This is a genomic window from Streptomyces sp. NPDC107517 (assembly GCF_055582645.1).
In genome coordinates this window covers 90,086-106,921 of the sequence record NZ_JBVJPM010000021.1, presented here as the reverse complement: position 1 = coordinate 106,921, position 16,836 = coordinate 90,086, and the positions used below count along the sequence as shown (strand labels likewise).

12 protein-coding genes are annotated in these 16,836 nt (G+C 71.1%); 10 read left to right on the top strand and 2 right to left on the bottom strand.

All coding sequences use genetic code 11. From position 1 onward, the window contains the following. The first annotated feature begins 193 nt into the window (after positions 1–193). The 5 genes from ACZ67T_RS34955 (at position 194) to ACZ67T_RS34935 (ending at position 6,874) form a co-directional block, all read left to right on the top strand. The gene (locus tag ACZ67T_RS34955) at positions 194–2,299 is read left to right on the top strand and encodes an acetate--CoA ligase family protein (RefSeq protein WP_469989526.1); all 2,106 of its coding nucleotides are present in this window, start codon (positions 194–196) and stop codon (positions 2,297–2,299) included. A gap of 65 nt (positions 2,300–2,364) precedes the next feature. Next, a complete protein-coding gene (locus ACZ67T_RS34950; RefSeq protein WP_469989524.1) occupies positions 2,365–3,543 on the top strand; it encodes an acyl-CoA dehydrogenase family protein in 1,179 nt (392 codons plus the stop codon). A gap of 94 nt (positions 3,544–3,637) precedes the next feature. After that, positions 3,638–4,399 (top strand): enoyl-CoA hydratase/isomerase family protein, encoded by a 762-nt coding sequence (locus ACZ67T_RS34945; protein ID WP_469989522.1) that lies wholly within the window; start codon positions 3,638–3,640, stop codon positions 4,397–4,399. Positions 4,400–4,490: 91 nt separating this feature from the next. Further along, positions 4,491–5,966: a purine-cytosine permease family protein gene (locus ACZ67T_RS34940; protein ID WP_469989520.1), complete on the top strand. Its 1,476-nt coding sequence runs from the start codon at positions 4,491–4,493 to the stop codon at positions 5,964–5,966. A 44-nt stretch (positions 5,967–6,010) separates the two neighbouring features. Then, on the top strand, positions 6,011–6,874 hold the full coding sequence (locus ACZ67T_RS34935; protein WP_469989519.1) for a 3-hydroxybutyryl-CoA dehydrogenase: 864 nt from the start codon (positions 6,011–6,013) through the stop codon (positions 6,872–6,874). 65 nt (positions 6,875–6,939) lie between these two features. Here the strand turns inward: ACZ67T_RS34935 and ACZ67T_RS34930 are convergent, their stop codons facing one another. Next, on the bottom strand, positions 6,940–8,529 hold the full coding sequence (locus tag ACZ67T_RS34930; RefSeq protein ID WP_469989517.1) for a phytoene desaturase family protein: 1,590 nt from the start codon (positions 8,527–8,529) through the stop codon (positions 6,940–6,942). A gap of 605 nt (positions 8,530–9,134) precedes the next feature. Between ACZ67T_RS34930 and ACZ67T_RS34925 the strand changes: the two genes are divergently transcribed. Next, on the top strand, positions 9,135–10,586 hold the full coding sequence (locus ACZ67T_RS34925) for an alanine/glycine:cation symporter family protein (protein WP_469989515.1): 1,452 nt from the start codon (positions 9,135–9,137) through the stop codon (positions 10,584–10,586). Positions 10,587–10,655: 69 nt separating this feature from the next. Here ACZ67T_RS34925 and ACZ67T_RS34920 read toward each other — a convergent pair whose 3' ends face one another. After that, the gene (locus ACZ67T_RS34920) at positions 10,656–11,336 is read right to left on the bottom strand and encodes a GntR family transcriptional regulator (RefSeq protein WP_469989513.1); all 681 of its coding nucleotides are present in this window, start codon (positions 11,334–11,336) and stop codon (positions 10,656–10,658) included. A 396-nt stretch (positions 11,337–11,732) separates the two neighbouring features. On the opposite strand from ACZ67T_RS34920, the gene ACZ67T_RS34915 reads away from it, so the two are divergent. From ACZ67T_RS34915 to ACZ67T_RS34900, 4 genes are all read left to right on the top strand, one after another. After that, the gene (locus ACZ67T_RS34915; RefSeq protein WP_469989511.1) at positions 11,733–13,112 is read left to right on the top strand and encodes a flavin monoamine oxidase family protein; all 1,380 of its coding nucleotides are present in this window, start codon (positions 11,733–11,735) and stop codon (positions 13,110–13,112) included. A gap of 57 nt (positions 13,113–13,169) precedes the next feature. Next, positions 13,170–14,069, top strand: a complete 900-nt coding sequence (dapA, locus tag ACZ67T_RS34910; RefSeq protein WP_469989509.1) for a 4-hydroxy-tetrahydrodipicolinate synthase — start codon at positions 13,170–13,172, stop codon at positions 14,067–14,069. 131 nt (positions 14,070–14,200) lie between these two features. After that, on the top strand, positions 14,201–15,700 hold the full coding sequence (locus ACZ67T_RS34905) for an aldehyde dehydrogenase family protein (protein WP_469989507.1): 1,500 nt from the start codon (positions 14,201–14,203) through the stop codon (positions 15,698–15,700). Positions 15,701–15,706: 6 nt separating this feature from the next. Continuing rightward, positions 15,707–16,687, top strand: coding sequence for an Ldh family oxidoreductase (locus ACZ67T_RS34900; RefSeq protein ID WP_469989505.1), 981 nt, complete (start codon positions 15,707–15,709; stop codon positions 16,685–16,687). The last annotated feature ends 149 nt before the right edge of the window (positions 16,688–16,836 follow it).

Genomic DNA, 16,836 nt, shown 5'->3' with positions numbered 1-16,836 from the left:
TCGGACGCCCGCACTTCACGTCGGACTCCCTCACGCGCCCCACCCCGGCGCCCGGGGCTGCCTCCGCTCGCCGGCCGCGCCTCACACCGCAGCGCGCACGCCACGCACCTCACGCACGTCGCCCTCCCGCCCCACCGCAAGGCCCCGCACCCAAGCCGCACCCGCACCCGCACCCGCCGCCCCGGAGGCCCGCATGACCGTCGACGCCGCTCACCCGAGTCCACCTTCCGTCCAGCGCTACCAGGCCACTGACGCCCCGCGCGACCTGCGCCCCCTGTTCACTCCGAACGCCGTAGCCGTGGTGGGTGCCAGCAATGACACCTCCAAGTGGGGCAACTGGATCAGCGTCCAGGCCCTGCGGATGCGCGAGCGCCGCCCCGTGTTCCTGGTCAACCGGCGCGGTGAGCCCGTCCTCGGCGAGCCCACCTACGCCTCGATGGCCGCGCTGCCCCAGCAGGTCGACCTCGCCGTGATCGCCGTACCGGCCGCCGGATTCGAGGCGGCGGTCGACGACGCACTCGCCGCCGGTGCCCGCGCCATCGTGGCGATCACCGCCGGGTTCGCCGAGACCGGTGAGGAGGGCCGCGCACTGCAGGCCCGGCTCGCCGAGCGGGTCCGCGCCGCCGGAGCCGTGCTCCTCGGCCCCAACTGCCTCGGCGTCCTGGACAGCAGCAGTGAGCTGTATCTGTCCTCCAACCCGCTGCCGCCGGGGCCCATCGGCCTCATCTCGCAGAGCGGCAACATGGCCCTCGAACTCAGCCGCATCCTCGCCGAACGCGGCCTGGGCTTCTCCCGGTTCGCCTCCCTCGGCAACCAGGCCGACCTCACCGTCGCCGACCTGATCCGCGCCTACACCGTGCACCCCGAGACCGAGCTGATCGCCGTCTACAGCGAGGACTTCGGCGACGGCCGTGACTTCGTCGCCGCTGCGGCGGAGGCGGCGGCCGTCGGCAAGCCGGTCGTGCTGCTCACCATCGGCGCGAGCGCCGCCTCGGTGCGCGGCGCCCAGTCCCACACCGGCGCCCTGGCCAGCGACAGCTCCGTCATCGACGCGGCCTGCCGGGCGGGCGGCATCGACCGGGTGGCGAGCCCGCGCCAGATGGCCGGGCTCCTGGAGTCCCTGCACCTGTTCGGCGCCGCACCGGCCCGCCGCACCGCGGTCCTCGCCGACGGCGGCGGCCACGCCTCCGTCGCCAGCGACCTCGCCGAGGCCCACGGCCTGACCGTCCCGGAGTTCTCCCCGGATCTCGCCGCCCGGCTGCGCGCCGAACTCACCCCGTCCGCAGGCGTCGGCAACCCCGTCGACCTCGCGGGCGCCGGCGAGCAGGACATCACGTCGTTCGCCCGCACCCTGCGCGTCCTGCTGGACTCGCCGGAGGTCGAATCCGTTCTCGTCACCGGGTTCTTCGGCGGATACGGCGAGTACGGCCCCGAACTCGCCGCCGCCGAACTGGCGACGGCCGCCGACATGGGCGAACTCGTGCGGCACCGCGCCAAGCCGGTCGCCGTGCACACCATGTACCACTACAGCGCCGCAGCCGAGGAGTTGCAGCGCCTGGGCGTCCCGGTGTTCCGCGCCGTGGAGGAGGCCGCACGCAGCCTCGGCATGCTGGCCAAGCACGCGCCCACCGCCCCGGCGATCAGCCCGCTGCCCGCGCCCGCCGCACCCGTCACCGACGACGGCTACTGGACCGCCCGCGAGCTCATCCGCACCGCGGGCGTCGACTTCCCCGACGCCCGCCTGGTCACCACCCCCGACGAGGCGGTCGAGGCGGCCCGCGCGATCGGCGGCCCCGTCGTCGTCAAGGCCCTCGGCCTGCTCCACAAGTCCGACGCGGGCGGCGTCGCCCTCGGCCTGCGGACACCGGACGACGTACGCGCCGCCGTCACCGACATGGCCGACCGCCTCGCCCCGCCCGGCTACTGCGTCGAGGCGATGGCCGACCTGAGTCAGGGCGTCGAACTCATCGTCGGCGTACGCCAGGACCCCCGCTTCGGCCCCGTCGCCATGGTCGGACTCGGCGGCATCACCACCGAGGTGCTGCGCGACGTCGCCTTCGGCCTCGCCCCGCTCACCCCGGACGCCGCCCGCGAACTCCTCGAAGAGCTGCGCGCCAAGGCCCTGCTGCACGGCGTCCGCGGCCGCCCCGCCGTCGACCTCGACGCACTCGCCCGCACGGTCGCCGCGATCACCGAAGCCGCCGCGGCCCACCCCGAGATCGCCGAACTGGAGGTCAACCCGCTCCTCGCCGCCCAGCACGGCTGCCTCGGCCTGGACGCCCGCGTCGTCCTCGGCTGACCCCGCACACCACCCCGTACGACCTGATCGCCCTGATCGCACCACCCCAACTCAGGAGGAACACCATGGAGTTCGCCCTCAGCCCCCGCCTCGCCGAGCTCAAGGAGCGCGCCGCCAGCCTGACCGGCAAGATGATGCCGTACGAGGACGCGTGCGAGGCCGACAACGGCCTGTCGCCCGAGGCGCACGCCGCCATCCGCGAAGAGGTCCTCGCACACGGACTGCAGGCCATCAACATGCCCGTCGAGTGGGGCGGCGCGGGCCTGTCCGTCCTGGAGCAGGTCGTCGTCCAGGACGAGCTCGGCAAGCTCACCAACGCCCTGTGGGACGCGGTCTGGCGGCCCGCCAACTGCCTGCGCGCCTGCACCCCCGAGCAGCGTGAGCGCTACCTCGTACCGGACATCCTCGGCAACCGCCGCGACGCCGTCGCCATCACCGAGGAGCACGCCGGCTCCGACCCGTCCCGGATCGCCACGACGGCCGTCCGCGACGGCGACGACTTCCTCATCAACGGCGAGAAGTGGTTCGTGACCGTCGGCGACACCGCCGACTTCCTGATCGTCCTCGCGTACGTGCAGCCCGACAACGAGCCGACCATGTTCCTCATCGACAAGGACACCCCCGGCATCTCCGTCAAGCGCACCCCGCGCTACACCCACACCTTCGTCTACGAGCACCCCGAGTTCCTCTTCGAGAACGTGCGGGTCGGCCAGGACGCCGTCCTCGGGAAGATCGGTGAGGGCTATGACCTCACGCGTGACTGGTTCACCGAGGAGCGCCTCATGATCGCGGCGCGCACCATCGGCGCCGCCGAGCGCGCCCTGCGCCTCGCCGTCGAGTGGGCCAAGGAGCGCGAGCAGGGCGGCGACAAGCTCATCAACCGCCAGATGATCCAGGCGTACATCGCCGACTCGGTCACGGAGATCGCCACCAACCGGGCCTTCACCCACCAGGTGGCCTGGGAGTTCGAGCAGGGCGGCGACCGCAAGACCCTGCACGCCAAGGCGGCCACCGCCAAGCTCGCCGCGTCCGAGGCGTCCAACCGCATCGTCGACCGCTGCCTGCAGATCTTCGGCGGTCGCGGCTACATGCGGGACAACCCGGTCGAGCGGCTGTGGCGCGAGCTGCGCGTCGACCGGATCTGGGAGGGCACCTCCGAGATCCAGCGCCTGGTCATCACGAACGAGGTCGCCAAGCGCGGCCTGGACGACCTGCTGTCGTTCACCACCGAGATCCAGAGCTGACGTTTCGCCATAGCAGCATCGGGGGCCACCTGTTGAGCAGCCGGCGGCCCCCGCCCCACCCCCACCCCTGACCTGAACCGGAGGAGCCCGCCCCATGGTTCTCGCCTCCCTCGCCCCCGAGGACACCGCGGACGGCACCGTCACCGTCGCCCTCCACGGCGACCGGCGCGACATCGCCGTCGTCACCCTCGACCGCCCCCGCAAGCTCAACGCGCTCTCCACCCACATGGAGGCCGCCCTCCTCGACGCCCTGCGCTCCCCGGACGTCCGCGGGAGCCGGGCCGTGGTCGTCTCCGGCACCGAGCGCGCCTTCTCGGCCGGGGCCGACACCGGCGAGCTGCGTGAGATGACCCCGCAGGCGATCTCCGCGTACTACCGCGGATCGGGCGCCGTCTACGAGGCGTTCGCGGCGCTCCCGCAGCCCACCGTCGCCGCGATCAGCGGCTACTGCATGGGCGGCGGATTCGAACTCGCCCTCGCCGCCGACTTCCGGATCGCGGACCGCGACGCCGTCTTCGCCCTGCCCGAGGTCGGACTCGGCATCCTGCCCGGATCCGGGGGAGTGGCCCGTCTCGTCCGCGAGGTCGGCCCCGCCCGCACCCGCGACCTCGTGCTGCGCGGCCGCCGCCTGGGCGCCGAAGAAGCCCTCGCATGGGGCCTGCTGACCGAGATCACGGACGCCGACACCGGGCCGGTGACGGCCCGCGCCCTCGCCCTCGCAGGCGAACTGACCCGGCACGAGGCGCTCACCCTCTCCATCGCCAAGCAGGTCGTCGACGCCGCCGCCGACGCCCCGAAGGAGACGGCGCTGCTCCTCGAACAGCTCGCCTACGCGGCCCTCAACCGCACGGGCTGACCAGGCGCCCGACCGCACGACAGGGGGACCGCAGCACATCACTGACATCCGCCACCCGGCCACAGAGCCCTATCCCAGGAGGCCCAGACCCATGGCAGTCACCACGTCGAACCCGGGGCAGACCCCGCAGCAACCGGAGCCCGCGGGACGCCGATCCGTGGTGGAGACCCGGTCCATCGACTACGTGCCGCTCGCCGAGCGCCATGGAAAGGTGTGGCACCTCTTCCCGGTCTGGTTCGCGGGCGACGCCCACCTGGCCACTGTCGCCACCGGCGCGATCGGCGTCGCCCTCGGCGGCAACCTCATCTGGACGGCCATCGCCATCGTGCTCGGCAACGCGCTCGGCACGTTCTTCATGGCGTTCCACTCCACACAGGGACCGCAGCTCGGACTGCCCCAAATGGTGCAGTCCCGGCCGCAGTTCGGCTTCGTGGGGGCGCTCCTCGTCTGGATCGTCGCCCTCGTCACGTACATCGGCTACACGGCCTTCAACCAGGTCCTCGTCGGCTCCACCATGAAACACCTGGCCGACACCCCCGTAGGCGTCAGCTACATCGTCTACGCGGCGCTCGCCATCGTCCTGGCCGTCGTCGGCTACGACTTCATCCACAAGGCGTCGCGCTGGCTGACGTACCTCATGACGGCGGGACTGATCGTCTTCTCCGTCGGCATCGTCATCGTCGCGCCGTTCTCCGCCGAACAGTTGGACCTGAGCGCCTTCGCCCTGGCCCCGTTCCTGATCCAGCTCTTCCACGCCGCCGTGTACCAGCTGTCGTGGTCGATCTACGTCTCCGACTACTCCCGCTACCTGCCGCCCACCGTCGGTGTGCGCTCCTCGTTCTGGTGGACGTACCTCGGCGCGGGCTTCGGCGGTACGTGGATGATGCTGGTCGGCGCCGTCGCCGCGGGCCTGTTCCCGAAGCTGGACCTCGTGGAGTCCGTCATCCACGCCGGTGACACGGTGCTGCCCGGCCTCGGTACGACCCTGCTGCTGATCTCCGTCGCGCCGCTCATCACCATCGGCACCCTCAACTTCTACGGCGGCAGCCTCACCCTCCTGTCGTCCGTCGACTCGGTCAAGCGCATCCCGCTCACCCTGACGTCGCGGATCGTGACGCTCCTCGTGCTCGGCGTCGCCTCCACCGCCCTCGCCTTCAGCTCCAGCGACGACTTCCTGACCACGTTCGGGCACTTCCTGATCGTGCTCGGCATGCTGTTCACGCCATGGACCGCGGTCAACCTCGTCGACTTCTACGTCGTACGCCGCGGCCACTACTCGATCCGCGAGATCTTCAACCCCCAAGGGATCTACGGACGTTGGAACTGGCGCGGCCTCACCGCGTACGGCGTCGGCTTCGTCTCCATGCTGCCGTTCGCCGTCATCGGCGACCTGCGCGGACCGCTCGCCCACTGGGTGCGCGGCGCCGACGTCACGATGCTCGTCGGCCTCGCCGTCTCGGCCCTGCTGTATCTCGCCCTGTGCCGCTCCCTCGACGTCGACGCCGAACGCGCGGCGGTCGAGGCGGCCGACGCGGGCCTCGAACCCGCATCTCTCCAGCACACATAACCCCTAACGACCCCTAACGACCCCTAACGAAGGAGCAGTCCACCGTGGCGGACATCGAACGCGTCGGCGTCGTCGGAGCGGGCCTCATGGGGTCCGGCATCGCGGAGGTGTGCGCACGGGCCGGCCTGGACGTCCTCGTCGCCGAGACCGATCCGGGCGCGGCCCGCGCCGCCCGCACCCGGATCGGGACGTCCCTGCGCCGCGCCGCGGAGCGCGGCAAACTCACGGCGGAGCAGGCCGAGGACGCCCTCTCCCGGCTCCGGCTCACCACCGACCTGGGCGAGTTCGCCGACCGGGACCTCGTCGTCGAGGCGGTCGCCGAACGGGCGGACGTGAAGACCTCCGTGTTCGCGACGCTCGACAAAGTGGTGGAGCGCGACGACGCGGTCCTCGCCTCCAACACCTCCTCGATCCCCATCATGAAACTCGGCACGGCCACCACCCGCGCCGCCCAGGTCATCGGGATCCACTTCTTCAACCCCGTACCCGTACTCCCGCTCGTCGAACTCGTCCCGTCGCTGCTCACCGGCGCCGACACGAAGGAACGCGCCCGCGCCTTCGCCGAGGAACGGCTCGGCAAACGCGTCGTGCACGCCACGGACCGGGCCGGCTTCGTGGTGAACGCGCTCCTGGTGCCCTATCTCCTCGCGGCCGTACGGATGCTGGAGAGCGGCACCGCGTCCGCCGCCGACATCGACGACGGCATGGTGCACGGCTGCGCCCACCCGATGGGCCCCCTCGCCCTCGCGGACCTCATCGGCCTGGACACGGTCACCGCGATCGCCGAGTCCTTGTACGAGGAGTACAAGGAACCGCTGTACGCCCCGCCTCCGCTGTTGCTGCGCATGACGCAGGCGGGCCTGCTCGGCCGCAAGACGGGCCGAGGCTTCCACCAGTACGCGCCCTAGCACTCCTCAGCGCTTCAGCAGGAAGCGTTTCGGATGGGAAAGAGCCCGTCCGGTGGCCGCACCGGTCAGGGGGTGCGGCCGATCAGTGCCTGCGCGACCGCACGACCCGAGATACCGCTGACGGCGGCACTGGGCCAGGTCGCCGCTCCGATCAGCCAGGCGTCGGGCAGGAGCGTGCGGTGACCGCCGCCGTGGGCGGGGATGGGACGCTGGGTGAACGCCTGCTGAAGCGAGTTCTCGCCTGCGGCGTGATCGCCGGGGCCGGCGTTCGGGTTCTGCCTGGCCAGGTCGGCGGGTGTGGTCAGGTGACGTTCCAGGACGAGCCCGGTCAGGCCCGGGACGTGTGCCTCGACCTCGGCGAGCACGCGGTCGGCGAACGCCTCGGCGGTTGCCGCGTCCCACCCCTCGGCGCCGTATGCGCTCCCGGCGGCGTCCCCTTTCGGGGTGTGCGGGACGTCCAGCACCTGGAGGCGCACGACCGCCCGCCCCTCAGGGGCACGGGTGGAGTCGACGGCAGTCGGCTCGTGCCACGAGATCGACGGGTACTGCGGCAGAAGCCCGGCCTCGGCCTGACGCACGGCGGTGGCGAGCGTCTCGACGCCGCGTCCCAGATTGATGCCGCCGCCGGCGTCCAGCCGGCTGTCGGTGAAGCGCGGCCGTGCCGTCAGCGCGAGGTTCATCTGGAAGCAGCCACGCCGGTAGCGGTAGCCGGCCGCCTGCGCCCGTACGCCTGCGGGGACGCCTCCCCAGCCGCGCAGCAGCCGCCCGTAGAGCCGGTCGGGTGTCGCGGAGACGATGACCGCCTCGCGCGCCTGCACGGTCGCCCCCGTGGCGGTGCGGACTCCGGCGGCACGCCCCTCGCTCACCAGGATCTCGTCGACGTCGACGCGGCTGAACACATCGCCGCCACGCTCGGTGACCAGCGCGAGGAGCGCGTCCGTGAGACGGCCGCTGCCGCCGACGGGCGTCGGGGCGCCGCCGCCCAGCAGGACCAGGGCGAAGGCGGCCCACAGCGCGCTTGCGGGATCCTCGGGACCGGCGCCGAAGTGCAGCGGCCACGGCGCCGCGAGCGAACGGAGCTCCTCGGCGCCGAAGTGATCGTTGACCAGGTCGAGCGCGCTGCCGGAGAGCAGACGGCCGAACGGCACCGGGCTCTGGCGGCTGTCGCGGAGCAGCCCGGCGAGCGCTGCCTGGGCCTCAGGGTTGTCCAGGCCGGTGCCCAGCAGCCCCAGCAGGGTCTGCAGCTGCGGGCCGACAGCCGTGAGGAGGGCGTCCCACCGGGCCCTCTCGCCGAGCCGGTCGAGCTCCTCGGCGAACGCCTGCTGGTCGACGGGAGCGATCGCCGTCCGGCCGTCGGGCAGCGAGGAGGCGGTGGCCAGCGGCGCGGTGACGTACTCCAGCCCGTGGCGCCTCAGGTCCGGCCCCAGCTCGGCCCAGACGGGACCGCCGACGAAGGCCGGATGCAGCGCCGACCAGCGGTCGTGCAGAAATCCGGGAGCGCCGAGCTCCTCCGTCCGCACCCAGCCGCCCGGCCGGGACATCTGATCGAGGAGGCATACGCTGCGCCCGGCATCGAGCAGGTACGCGGCGGCGACCAGGGCGTTGTGACCAGCGCCCACGAACACGACGTCTGCTTGCGCGGGAATGTCGGTCATGCCGTCGACGGTAGGCGCGGTCGTGACGAGGCGCAGCCGGGGCGACCGCTCAGTGGTCGTTCCACGGTCGTCCCACGGTCATTGCATCGACGACACGTGTCGGACTGCGGGCGTGGGCCGGAATGGCTCCGCGGTCGACACGACGGTTCGCGGAAGTTCCCGTCGTGCCCCACAGCAGTGATGCTGCGAGCACGCACGACGCCCCGATTCCGGTGGGCCGGCCCGTTGTTGGGACACACCCCGTCGCGTCTCGCGCATCACGTTCCCTTTCTGTGGCCGGCGCGTCGGCGTCGACCAGGTCGACGTTCTGTCCGATGGGGCATACGCGCCTGGTAGGTCGTACGTGTGGGTGGGCGGAGCCACGTTGAGCGGCGGCTTGTGAGGGGTGCCCGGAGGACGGGCTCCGTGGCCGTGGGCGGTCCGTGCGAGTCCGTCAGGGACGGGTGTCAGGGTGATGGGTTCAGGCACGGCTCGCTGACCTCCGGTCGGCCAGAACGTTAATATGTGATCACAGATCACACAAGGGTTTCTTTGGCCGGGATCGCCGCGTAGAGTGCCGGGGTCGTCCAGGGACGGGTGTCACCGAGCCACTGGAGACGCCGCACATGGAAATGCTGTCCACGATCAGCGGGTGGATCTGGGATCCGCTGGCCTATGTCGCCCTGGGAATCGGCGTGTTGTTCACGCTGCTCACCAAGGGCGTCCAGTTCCGTCGCTTCCCCGACATGATCCGGCACCTGCGGGCCGGCGAGGCGAGTGAAGGCGGACTGTCCTCGCTGCAGACGCTCGCGCTGTCCCTGTCCAGCCGTATCGGAGTCGGGAGCATCGCGGGTGTCGCCACAGCCGTCGCCGCGGGCGGTCCGGGCGCGCTCGTGTGGATGGTGATCACGGCGCTCCTCGGCTCCACCTGCGCGTACGCCGAGTCCGTGCTCGCCCAGGTCTACAAACGCCGCGAGCACGGAGAGGACCGCGGCGGCATGCCGTACTACATCAAGTACGGGCTCAAAGCCCCCTGGCTCGCCACGATCGTGGCGGTGGCGACCCTGATCGGGTACGGCTTCGTCTTCCCCGGGGTCCAGGCCAACAACATCGCCTCCAGCGCCGAGTTGGCCTTCGGCGTCGACGGGCCGGTGACCGGCCTCGTCGTCACCGCCGTCCTCGCGGTTGTCATTCTGGGCGGTACGCGCCGGATAGTGAAGGTCGTCGAGGCGATCGTTCCGTTCCTGGCCCTCGGCTACATCCTCAGTGCGCTCGTCATCATCGGCATGAACATCACGAAGGTGCCGGACGCGCTGGTCCTCATCGTCTCCAGCGCCACCGGCAAGGACCAGGTGTTCGGCGGCATCGTCGGCTACGCGGTGGCCTGGGGCGTGCGCCGGGCCGTGTTCGCCTCCGCGACCGGCCTCGGCGAGGGCACCTTCGCGGCCGCCGCGGCGACCACCACGCATCCGGGCAAGCAGGGCATCATCCAGGCCTTCAGCATCTACATCGACATCCTGCTGATCTGTACCGCGAGCGGACTGCTCCTCGTCGTCACGGGCGCCTACAACGTGAAGGACCCGGCCGGCGGGTTCCTCGTGGAGCACGTTCCGGGTGCGGTCGCAGGCCCCAACTTCATGCAGGAGGCCATCGATTCCAGCCTGCCGGGCTGGGGCGCGGTCTTCGTCGCGGTGGCGGTGGCGATGTTCGCGTTCACCTCGATGGTGTTCTTCTTCTACGTGGCCCAGACCAACCTCGTGTTCCTGCTCGGCGATCGCCGCAGCAGGGCGCTGGACGTGCTGGTCAAGGTCGGCACCCTGGCCATCGCGTTCATCGGGAGCGCGGTCACCGCCGACGCCATGTGGGCGGTCGGCGACATCGGCTACGGCATCCTGGGCTGGCTGAACATGGCGTGCGTCCTGCTGCTGACCCCCGTCGTACGCAAGGTGATCCGGGACTACGACCGTCAGCGGCGCGAGGGCCTCGACCCGCACTTCGATCCGGGCCCGCTCGGTATCAAGGGGGCCGAGTACTGGCAGACGCAGAAGCGACCGGTCAGAGAACCCGATCGCGTCTGAAGCGGGGAACGAGTTTCGGGCGGAGCGCCGGTGAGCGCCCCGCCCGACTGCTCTTGTTGAGTTGTTCTCTTACTTCTTCTGTTCCTTCAGCTGGGCTTTGATGCGGTCGGTGGCGCTCGCCAGGGACTCACGGGTGACGGCGGCCGCCGCATCGGCGTCGCCCGCCTCGACCGCCTCGACCAGGCGTTCCTGGTGGCTCCACAGCGCATCGTCCCCCGGTGTGTCGAGGGCGGAGCGGGCGCCGACGGTCTTGTAGGCGCGGCACTGCCCCCACAGGGAGCGCACGGTTTCCACCAGGACCGGATTGCCGGATGCCTCGTACAGGACGCCGAGCACGGCCTCGTCGCGGTCGAGGTAGTCCATCACCTCGCCCTCCGCGATGGCCTGACGCATCATCACCAGGCCGTCGCGCATCCTGCTGATGGCCGCCTTGTCGATGCGTTCGGTGCCGAGCCGGGTGGCCTCGACCTCCAGCAGGAGCCTGACGTCGTAGGCGTGCACCAGCTCGGTGAGGTCCAGTCCCTTCACGACGGAACCCCTGTGGGGGACGCGCTCGGCGAACCCTGCCTCCTCGAGGCGCCGGATCGCTTCGCGCACGGGCATCTCGCTCGTGCCGACCAGGGCCGCGAGATCGCGGATGCGCAGGCGGTAACCGACTGGGAACTCCCCGCTCATGATCGACTCGTGCAGCACCGCGTACACGCGGTCGGCCATGGAGAGAGCCGGTTCCAGGCGTTTTGACGTATCCACGTGCGCATCCTAAACAGCCCCCGAGGGGTTCCCGGAGGCCCATTGTGTGATTTCTGATCACATTCTAGTGCAATGGGCGGCGCGGGCGTGGTGCCGTCGAACTCATCGCTGTCCACCGGGCGTTCAAGGCCTGGGACCTGAGGGTGCACCCGTCGTACGCAAGGTCGTCCGACGCCGACGCCGACGCCCGCTCGCCCTCCGGTCGAACGAACCCCCGCATGTCCGTCCCGGTCCACGGAACCGGTGACCCACAACCCATTGTGTGATCTGTGATCACATCTTAGTGTTGCTGTCAGTTCGCCGAGCGGCCTCCGCCCGTTCGCGCGCTTCCCCACAGCACTCCCGTACCCACCGGGCGGGCCGTCCCGGCCTGCCGAAGATCAGGGGGCACCTCCCATGAAAGACGTCGTCATCGTCGGCGGTGGCATCGCCGGGCTCTCCGCCGCCTGGCGGCTGCGCCACCTCGACACTCTGGTCCTGGAGTCGGACCACCGGATCGGCGGCCGCGTCCGCTCCGAGAAGCGCGGCCGCTACTTCCTGAACTGGGGCGGCCACGTCTACGCGGGCGGCGACTCCGCCACCTCGTGGCTGCTCGACAACACCGGCGTCGACGCCGTCCCCGTCCCCGGCTCGCTCTCCGGCCTCCAGATGAACGGCAAGCTGCTGCTCAAGGGCCGGGTGGAGACGTACCCCTTCCGCATCCCGATGCCGCTGTCCGCCCGCATCGGCATGCTCACCACAGGCGCCAAGGTCTTCACGAAGGTCGGCAAGTACGCCCGGATCGTCGGCCGGCGCAAGGGCGAGAGCGAGGCCCAGCGCCAGCAGCGGGTCTATGACTTCATGAACGACATCAGCTTCAAGGAGTTCATCGGCGACATCCCCGCCGACGCCCAAGCCCTGTTCGAGCCGACCGTCACCCGTTCCGCCGGTGACATCGACCAGATCTCGGCCGGTGCCGGAGTCGGCTACTTCAGCCTCGTGTGGAACATCGGCGCCGGCCTGTCGAACTCCATCGTCGGCGGCCCGTCCACCCTCACCGAGACCATCGGCGCGGCGCTCGGCGACCGCGTCCAGCTCGGTGCGGCCGTGAACGAAGTGGTGCAGAAGAAGGACTCGGTCGTCGTCCGCTACCAGCAGGACGGCCTCGAGTTCGAGGTCGAGGCGCGCACCGCCGTGCTGGCCACCCCGGCCCCGGTCACCCACCGCATCGCCCCCGACCTGGACGCTGACGTCCGCGACGCGCTCTCGAAGATCCAGTACGGGCCGTACGTCAGCGCCGCGTTCCTGACGGGGGAGACCGAGCGGCGTCCGTGGGACAACGCCTACGGCATCGCGACACCCAAGCGGTCCTTCAACGTCGTGCTCAACATGTCCAACATCCAGCACGGTTACAGCCGTGAGCGGCACCCCGGATCGTCGCTGATGACGTTCTCGCCGGGCACGCTCGCCCGCAACCTGATGGAGATGGACGACGAGGGCATCCGCAGCACCTACCTCGCCGACCTCGACCAGGTCCTTCCCGGCGTCGCCTCCGACGTCACCGAGTCGCACGTGTGGCGTCTCCCGCTGGGTGCCCCGTACTGCTTCCCCGGCCGGGGCAAGCTCCAGTCCACCCTCACCCGCCGGACCGGCCGCGTCCTGCTCGCCGGCGACTACCTGGGCTCGCTCTACACCGAGACCGCCATCCAGTCCGGCCTCAACGCCGCCACCGACGTACGCGGACTGCTCGCCACCCACCGGCAGACCGCCCGCGCGGGTCTGATCACCGCTTCCTGAGCCTGAGCCCCATCACTGCTTCCTGAACCCCATCCCTCGCAAGGAGAACCACCCACCATGACTCTGCAGAACGGCATCCTGACCGCGCTGGCCACCCCGTACGACGAGGCCGGTGACATCGACGAGAAGCTGCTGCGCGTGCTCGTCGACCGCTCGGTCGACGGCGGTGTGTCCGGCGTCGTCGCGGGCGGCTCGACCGGCGAGTTCGCCGCCATGACCGCAGGCGAGCGCCGCCTGCTCGTGGAGACCGTCGTCGACCAGGCCGCGGGGCGCGTCCCCGTCATCGCCCAGACCGGCGCCGTCGCCACCCGCGAGGCCGTCGAGCTGACCCGGCACGCCGAGAAGGCGGGCGCGGACGTCGTGATGGTCGTCGCGCCGTACTACGAGGCCCTGTCGATGGACGAGACGCTGCGCTACCTGCGTACGGTCGCCGACTCCGTATCCATCCCGGTCATGCTCTACAACATCCCGGACGCGACCGGCGTGAACCTCGACCCGGACACGGTGGGCGCGCTCGCCCGCGAGGTGGACAACATCCGCTACATCAAGGACACCAGTGCCGACATGGCGCAGGCCGGTCAGCTCATCCACCGCCACGGCGACGTCATCGACACCTTCCTCGGTTGGGACAGCCTGCTGCTCGCCTCGGTCGCCGAAGGCGCCGCCGGTGTCATGGCCGGCACCGGCAACGTGATGCCCGCCGACCTCGTCGCCGTGCACCAGGCGCTCACCGCGGGCGACCTGGACCTTGCCCGTGCGCGTTGGAAGCGCATCTACCCGCTCATGAACACGCTGATGACCGGCGGCCCCTTCATCCAGGGCGTCCGCGCCGCCCTGCAGGAGATCGGCCTGCCCGTCGGCGCGCCGCGCGAGCCGCTGCTCGACGTCGATCCGGCGCACCGCGAACGCATCCGCGCCGCGCTCGCCGACCTGCCCCACCTGACGGTCCACAACTGACGGTCCACAGTGACAGTCCACAACTGACGGTCCACAACTGGCCGTTCACAACTCATCGTCCACGACTGGTCGTCCACGGCCGGCTGTCCGCAACGGGCCGTCTGCGACCGAGACTTGAGGAATTTCCTGTCATGACGTTCACCGTCCGCCGTCCCGCGGCCGGCACCGCACCCCTGATCAGCGCGGAAGAGCTGCCCCCGCTCGGCCACTTCATCGACGGAAAGTTCACCGAACCCGGCCCCGAGCTGAGCGACGTACTCGACCCCGCCACCGAGGAACTGCTCGCCCGCGTCCCGCTCGGCGGAGTCGAGGACACCGACCGTGCCGTGGCCGCCGCCCGCGCCGCCCACCCGGCCTGGGCCCGCATCACCCCCAAGGAGCGCGCCGACCTCCTCCTGGCGATCGCCGACCGGGTCGACACCCACGCCGACCTCCTCGTACGCCTGGAATCGGCCGACACGGGCAAGCCGTTCGCCGTCTCCCGCGACGACATCTCCATGACCGCGGACGGCTTCCGCTTCATGGCGGGCGCCCTGCGCGCCACCGGGAGCAGCCTGGCCTCCGGCGAGTACGTCGCCGACCACACCTCGCTGATGCTGCGCGAGCCGCTCGGCGTCATCGGCGCGGTCACCCCCTGGAACTACCCGCTCCTGATGGGCGCCTGGAAGATCGCGCCGATCCTGGCTGCCGGGAACTGCCTGGTCCTCAAGCCCTCCGAGCAGACCCCGCTGTCCACGCTGAAGTTCGCCGAGCTGGTCGCGGACCTCCTCCCGGCCGGTGTCTTCAACGTCGTCACGGGCCGCGGCTCTGTGGTCGGTGACCGGCTCGCGCGCCACCCCGACATCGCCATGATCGCGCTGACCGGTTCGACCGGCAGCGGGCAGGCCGTCGCCCGCGCCGCAGCCGACACCGTCAAGCGCGCCCACCTGGAGCTCGGAGGCAAGGCCCCGTTCGTGGTCTTCGAGGACGCCGACCTGGCGGCGGCCGCGGCCGGCCTCCGCACGGCCGGCTTCTGGAACAGCGGACAGGAGTGCGGTGCCGCCTGCCGCGTCCTCGTCCACGCCTCCGTGGCCGCGGAGTTCACCGCGCACGTCGTCCGCGAGATCGAGCAGATCACCGTCGGCGACCCGCGCGCGGGCGATGACGTGGAGATCGGCCCGCTGGTCTCCAAGCCGCACTACGACCGCGTACGCGGCTACCTCGGCCGGGCCGTCGCCCAGGGCGCGCGTCCCGTGGTCGGCGGCGCCGCCCTCGAAGAGGGCAAGCCCGGCTACTTCGTCGCGCCGACCGTTCTGGTCGACGTGGCCGAGGGGGCCGAGATCACCCGCGAGGAGGTGTTCGGGCCGGTCGTCAGTATCGAGACCTTCACCGACGAGGACGAGGCGATCCGCCGCGCCAACGACGTCGACGCCGGTCTCGCCGCCTCAGTGTGGACCGAGAGCGCACGCCGCAGCCACGCCGTCGCCGCACGCCTCGACGCGGGCACCGTCTGGGTCAACTCGCATCTGGTGCTCGCCAACGAGGTCCCGTGGGGCGGTTTCAAGGGCTCCGGCTACGGCCGTGACCTGTCGGTCTACGCGCTGGAGGACTACTCGCGGACCAAGCACGTCATGCACCACCACGGACGCTGACCTGGAATGGCCGGCAGCATCCGCATGCCTGAGCACGAGGTCGCCGAGCTGTGCGTCCGGGCGCTGCGCGCGGCCGGTGCCGCACAGCCGGCCGCCCGGTTCCTCACCCGCAGCGTCCTCGACGCCGAGCGAGCGGGGAACCGCGCCGTCGGCCTGGCTCACCTCTTCGACTACCTCGATGCCTACCGCGCCGGCCGGATCGTGGCAGGTGTCCTTCCGGAGGTGACCCGTCCCGCGCCGTCCTGCGTGATCGCCGACGCGCGGGACGGGCTCGCCCAGGAGGCCTTCGAGGCCGCCGCCGACGAGCTGTTCACCGCCACCCGCGAGAACGGATTGGCGGCCCTGTGGATCCGCGGCTCGTACACCTGCGGCGAACTCGGCTACTACCCGCGCCGGGCGGCAGAACGCGGGTTCACCGCCCTGGCCTGCGCCAACAGCCCCGCTCTCATGTCACTCGGCGGCTCGGGCAGCGCGGTGCTCGGCACCAACCCGATGGCCTACGCCGTGCCCCGCCCGGACGGGCCGCTCGTCGTCGTCGACCAGGCGTCGTCGCAGACCGCCTATGTCAACGTGCGCCGCAGGGCCCAGGCCGGAGAGCCGATCCCTGACGGTTGGGCGGTCGGTCCGGACGGCGTCGCGACCACCGACGCCTCGGCCGCCCTCGCGGGCGCGCTGCTTCCGTTCGGCGGCCACCGGGGCGGCAATGTCGCGCTGCTCGTGGAGCTCCTGGCGACCCTGGGCGGCGGCTCCTTCTCCCTGGACGCGTCCCCGTTCGACCGCGGGAACGAACCGCCGGGGATCGGCGTCTTCCTGCTGTGCCTGGACTCCGGCGTGCTCCCGGGGGCACAGAGCCGGGCAGCCGCGCACCTGGACAGGCTCCGAGCTGATCACGGCGTACGGCTTCCCGCACTCGAACGAGGTGTCACCGCCGCCGAGTTGGAGGTGGACGCGGAACTGATACACCGTCTGCGCGTGGTGGCCCAGTAAGCCGGAGCGGACTCGTGAACATGCCCACGCAGGCCGACGCTCAGCGGCTGCTCAAACTCATGTCCTGCCTCAGCGGAGCCGGGCCAGTCGCAGTCCCGTCTCGGACATCTGGCTCTGCGTCCCAGCTCGTGTCTCAGCCCGTGTCGCAG

Bases quoted from the DNA above. Each gene is read 5' to 3' on its own strand.
- ACZ67T_RS34900 (WP_469989505.1), top strand. From the start codon at position 15,707: ATGGCCGGCAGCATCCGCATGCCTGAGCACGAGGTCGCCGAGCTGTGC.
- ACZ67T_RS34945 (WP_469989522.1), top strand. From the start codon at position 3,638: ATGGTTCTCGCCTCCCTCGCCCCCGAGGACACCGCGGACGGCACCGTC.
- dapA (WP_469989509.1), top strand. From the start codon at position 13,170: ATGACTCTGCAGAACGGCATCCTGACCGCGCTGGCCACCCCGTACGAC.
- ACZ67T_RS34925 (WP_469989515.1), top strand. From the start codon at position 9,135: ATGGAAATGCTGTCCACGATCAGCGGGTGGATCTGGGATCCGCTGGCC.
- ACZ67T_RS34955 (WP_469989526.1), top strand. From the start codon at position 194: ATGACCGTCGACGCCGCTCACCCGAGTCCACCTTCCGTCCAGCGCTAC.
- ACZ67T_RS34950 (WP_469989524.1), top strand. From the start codon at position 2,365: ATGGAGTTCGCCCTCAGCCCCCGCCTCGCCGAGCTCAAGGAGCGCGCC.
- ACZ67T_RS34905 (WP_469989507.1), top strand. From the start codon at position 14,201: ATGACGTTCACCGTCCGCCGTCCCGCGGCCGGCACCGCACCCCTGATC.
- ACZ67T_RS34930 (WP_469989517.1), bottom strand. From the start codon at position 8,529: ATGACCGACATTCCCGCGCAAGCAGACGTCGTGTTCGTGGGCGCTGGT.
- ACZ67T_RS34940 (WP_469989520.1), top strand. From the start codon at position 4,491: ATGGCAGTCACCACGTCGAACCCGGGGCAGACCCCGCAGCAACCGGAG.
- ACZ67T_RS34915 (WP_469989511.1), top strand. From the start codon at position 11,733: ATGAAAGACGTCGTCATCGTCGGCGGTGGCATCGCCGGGCTCTCCGCC.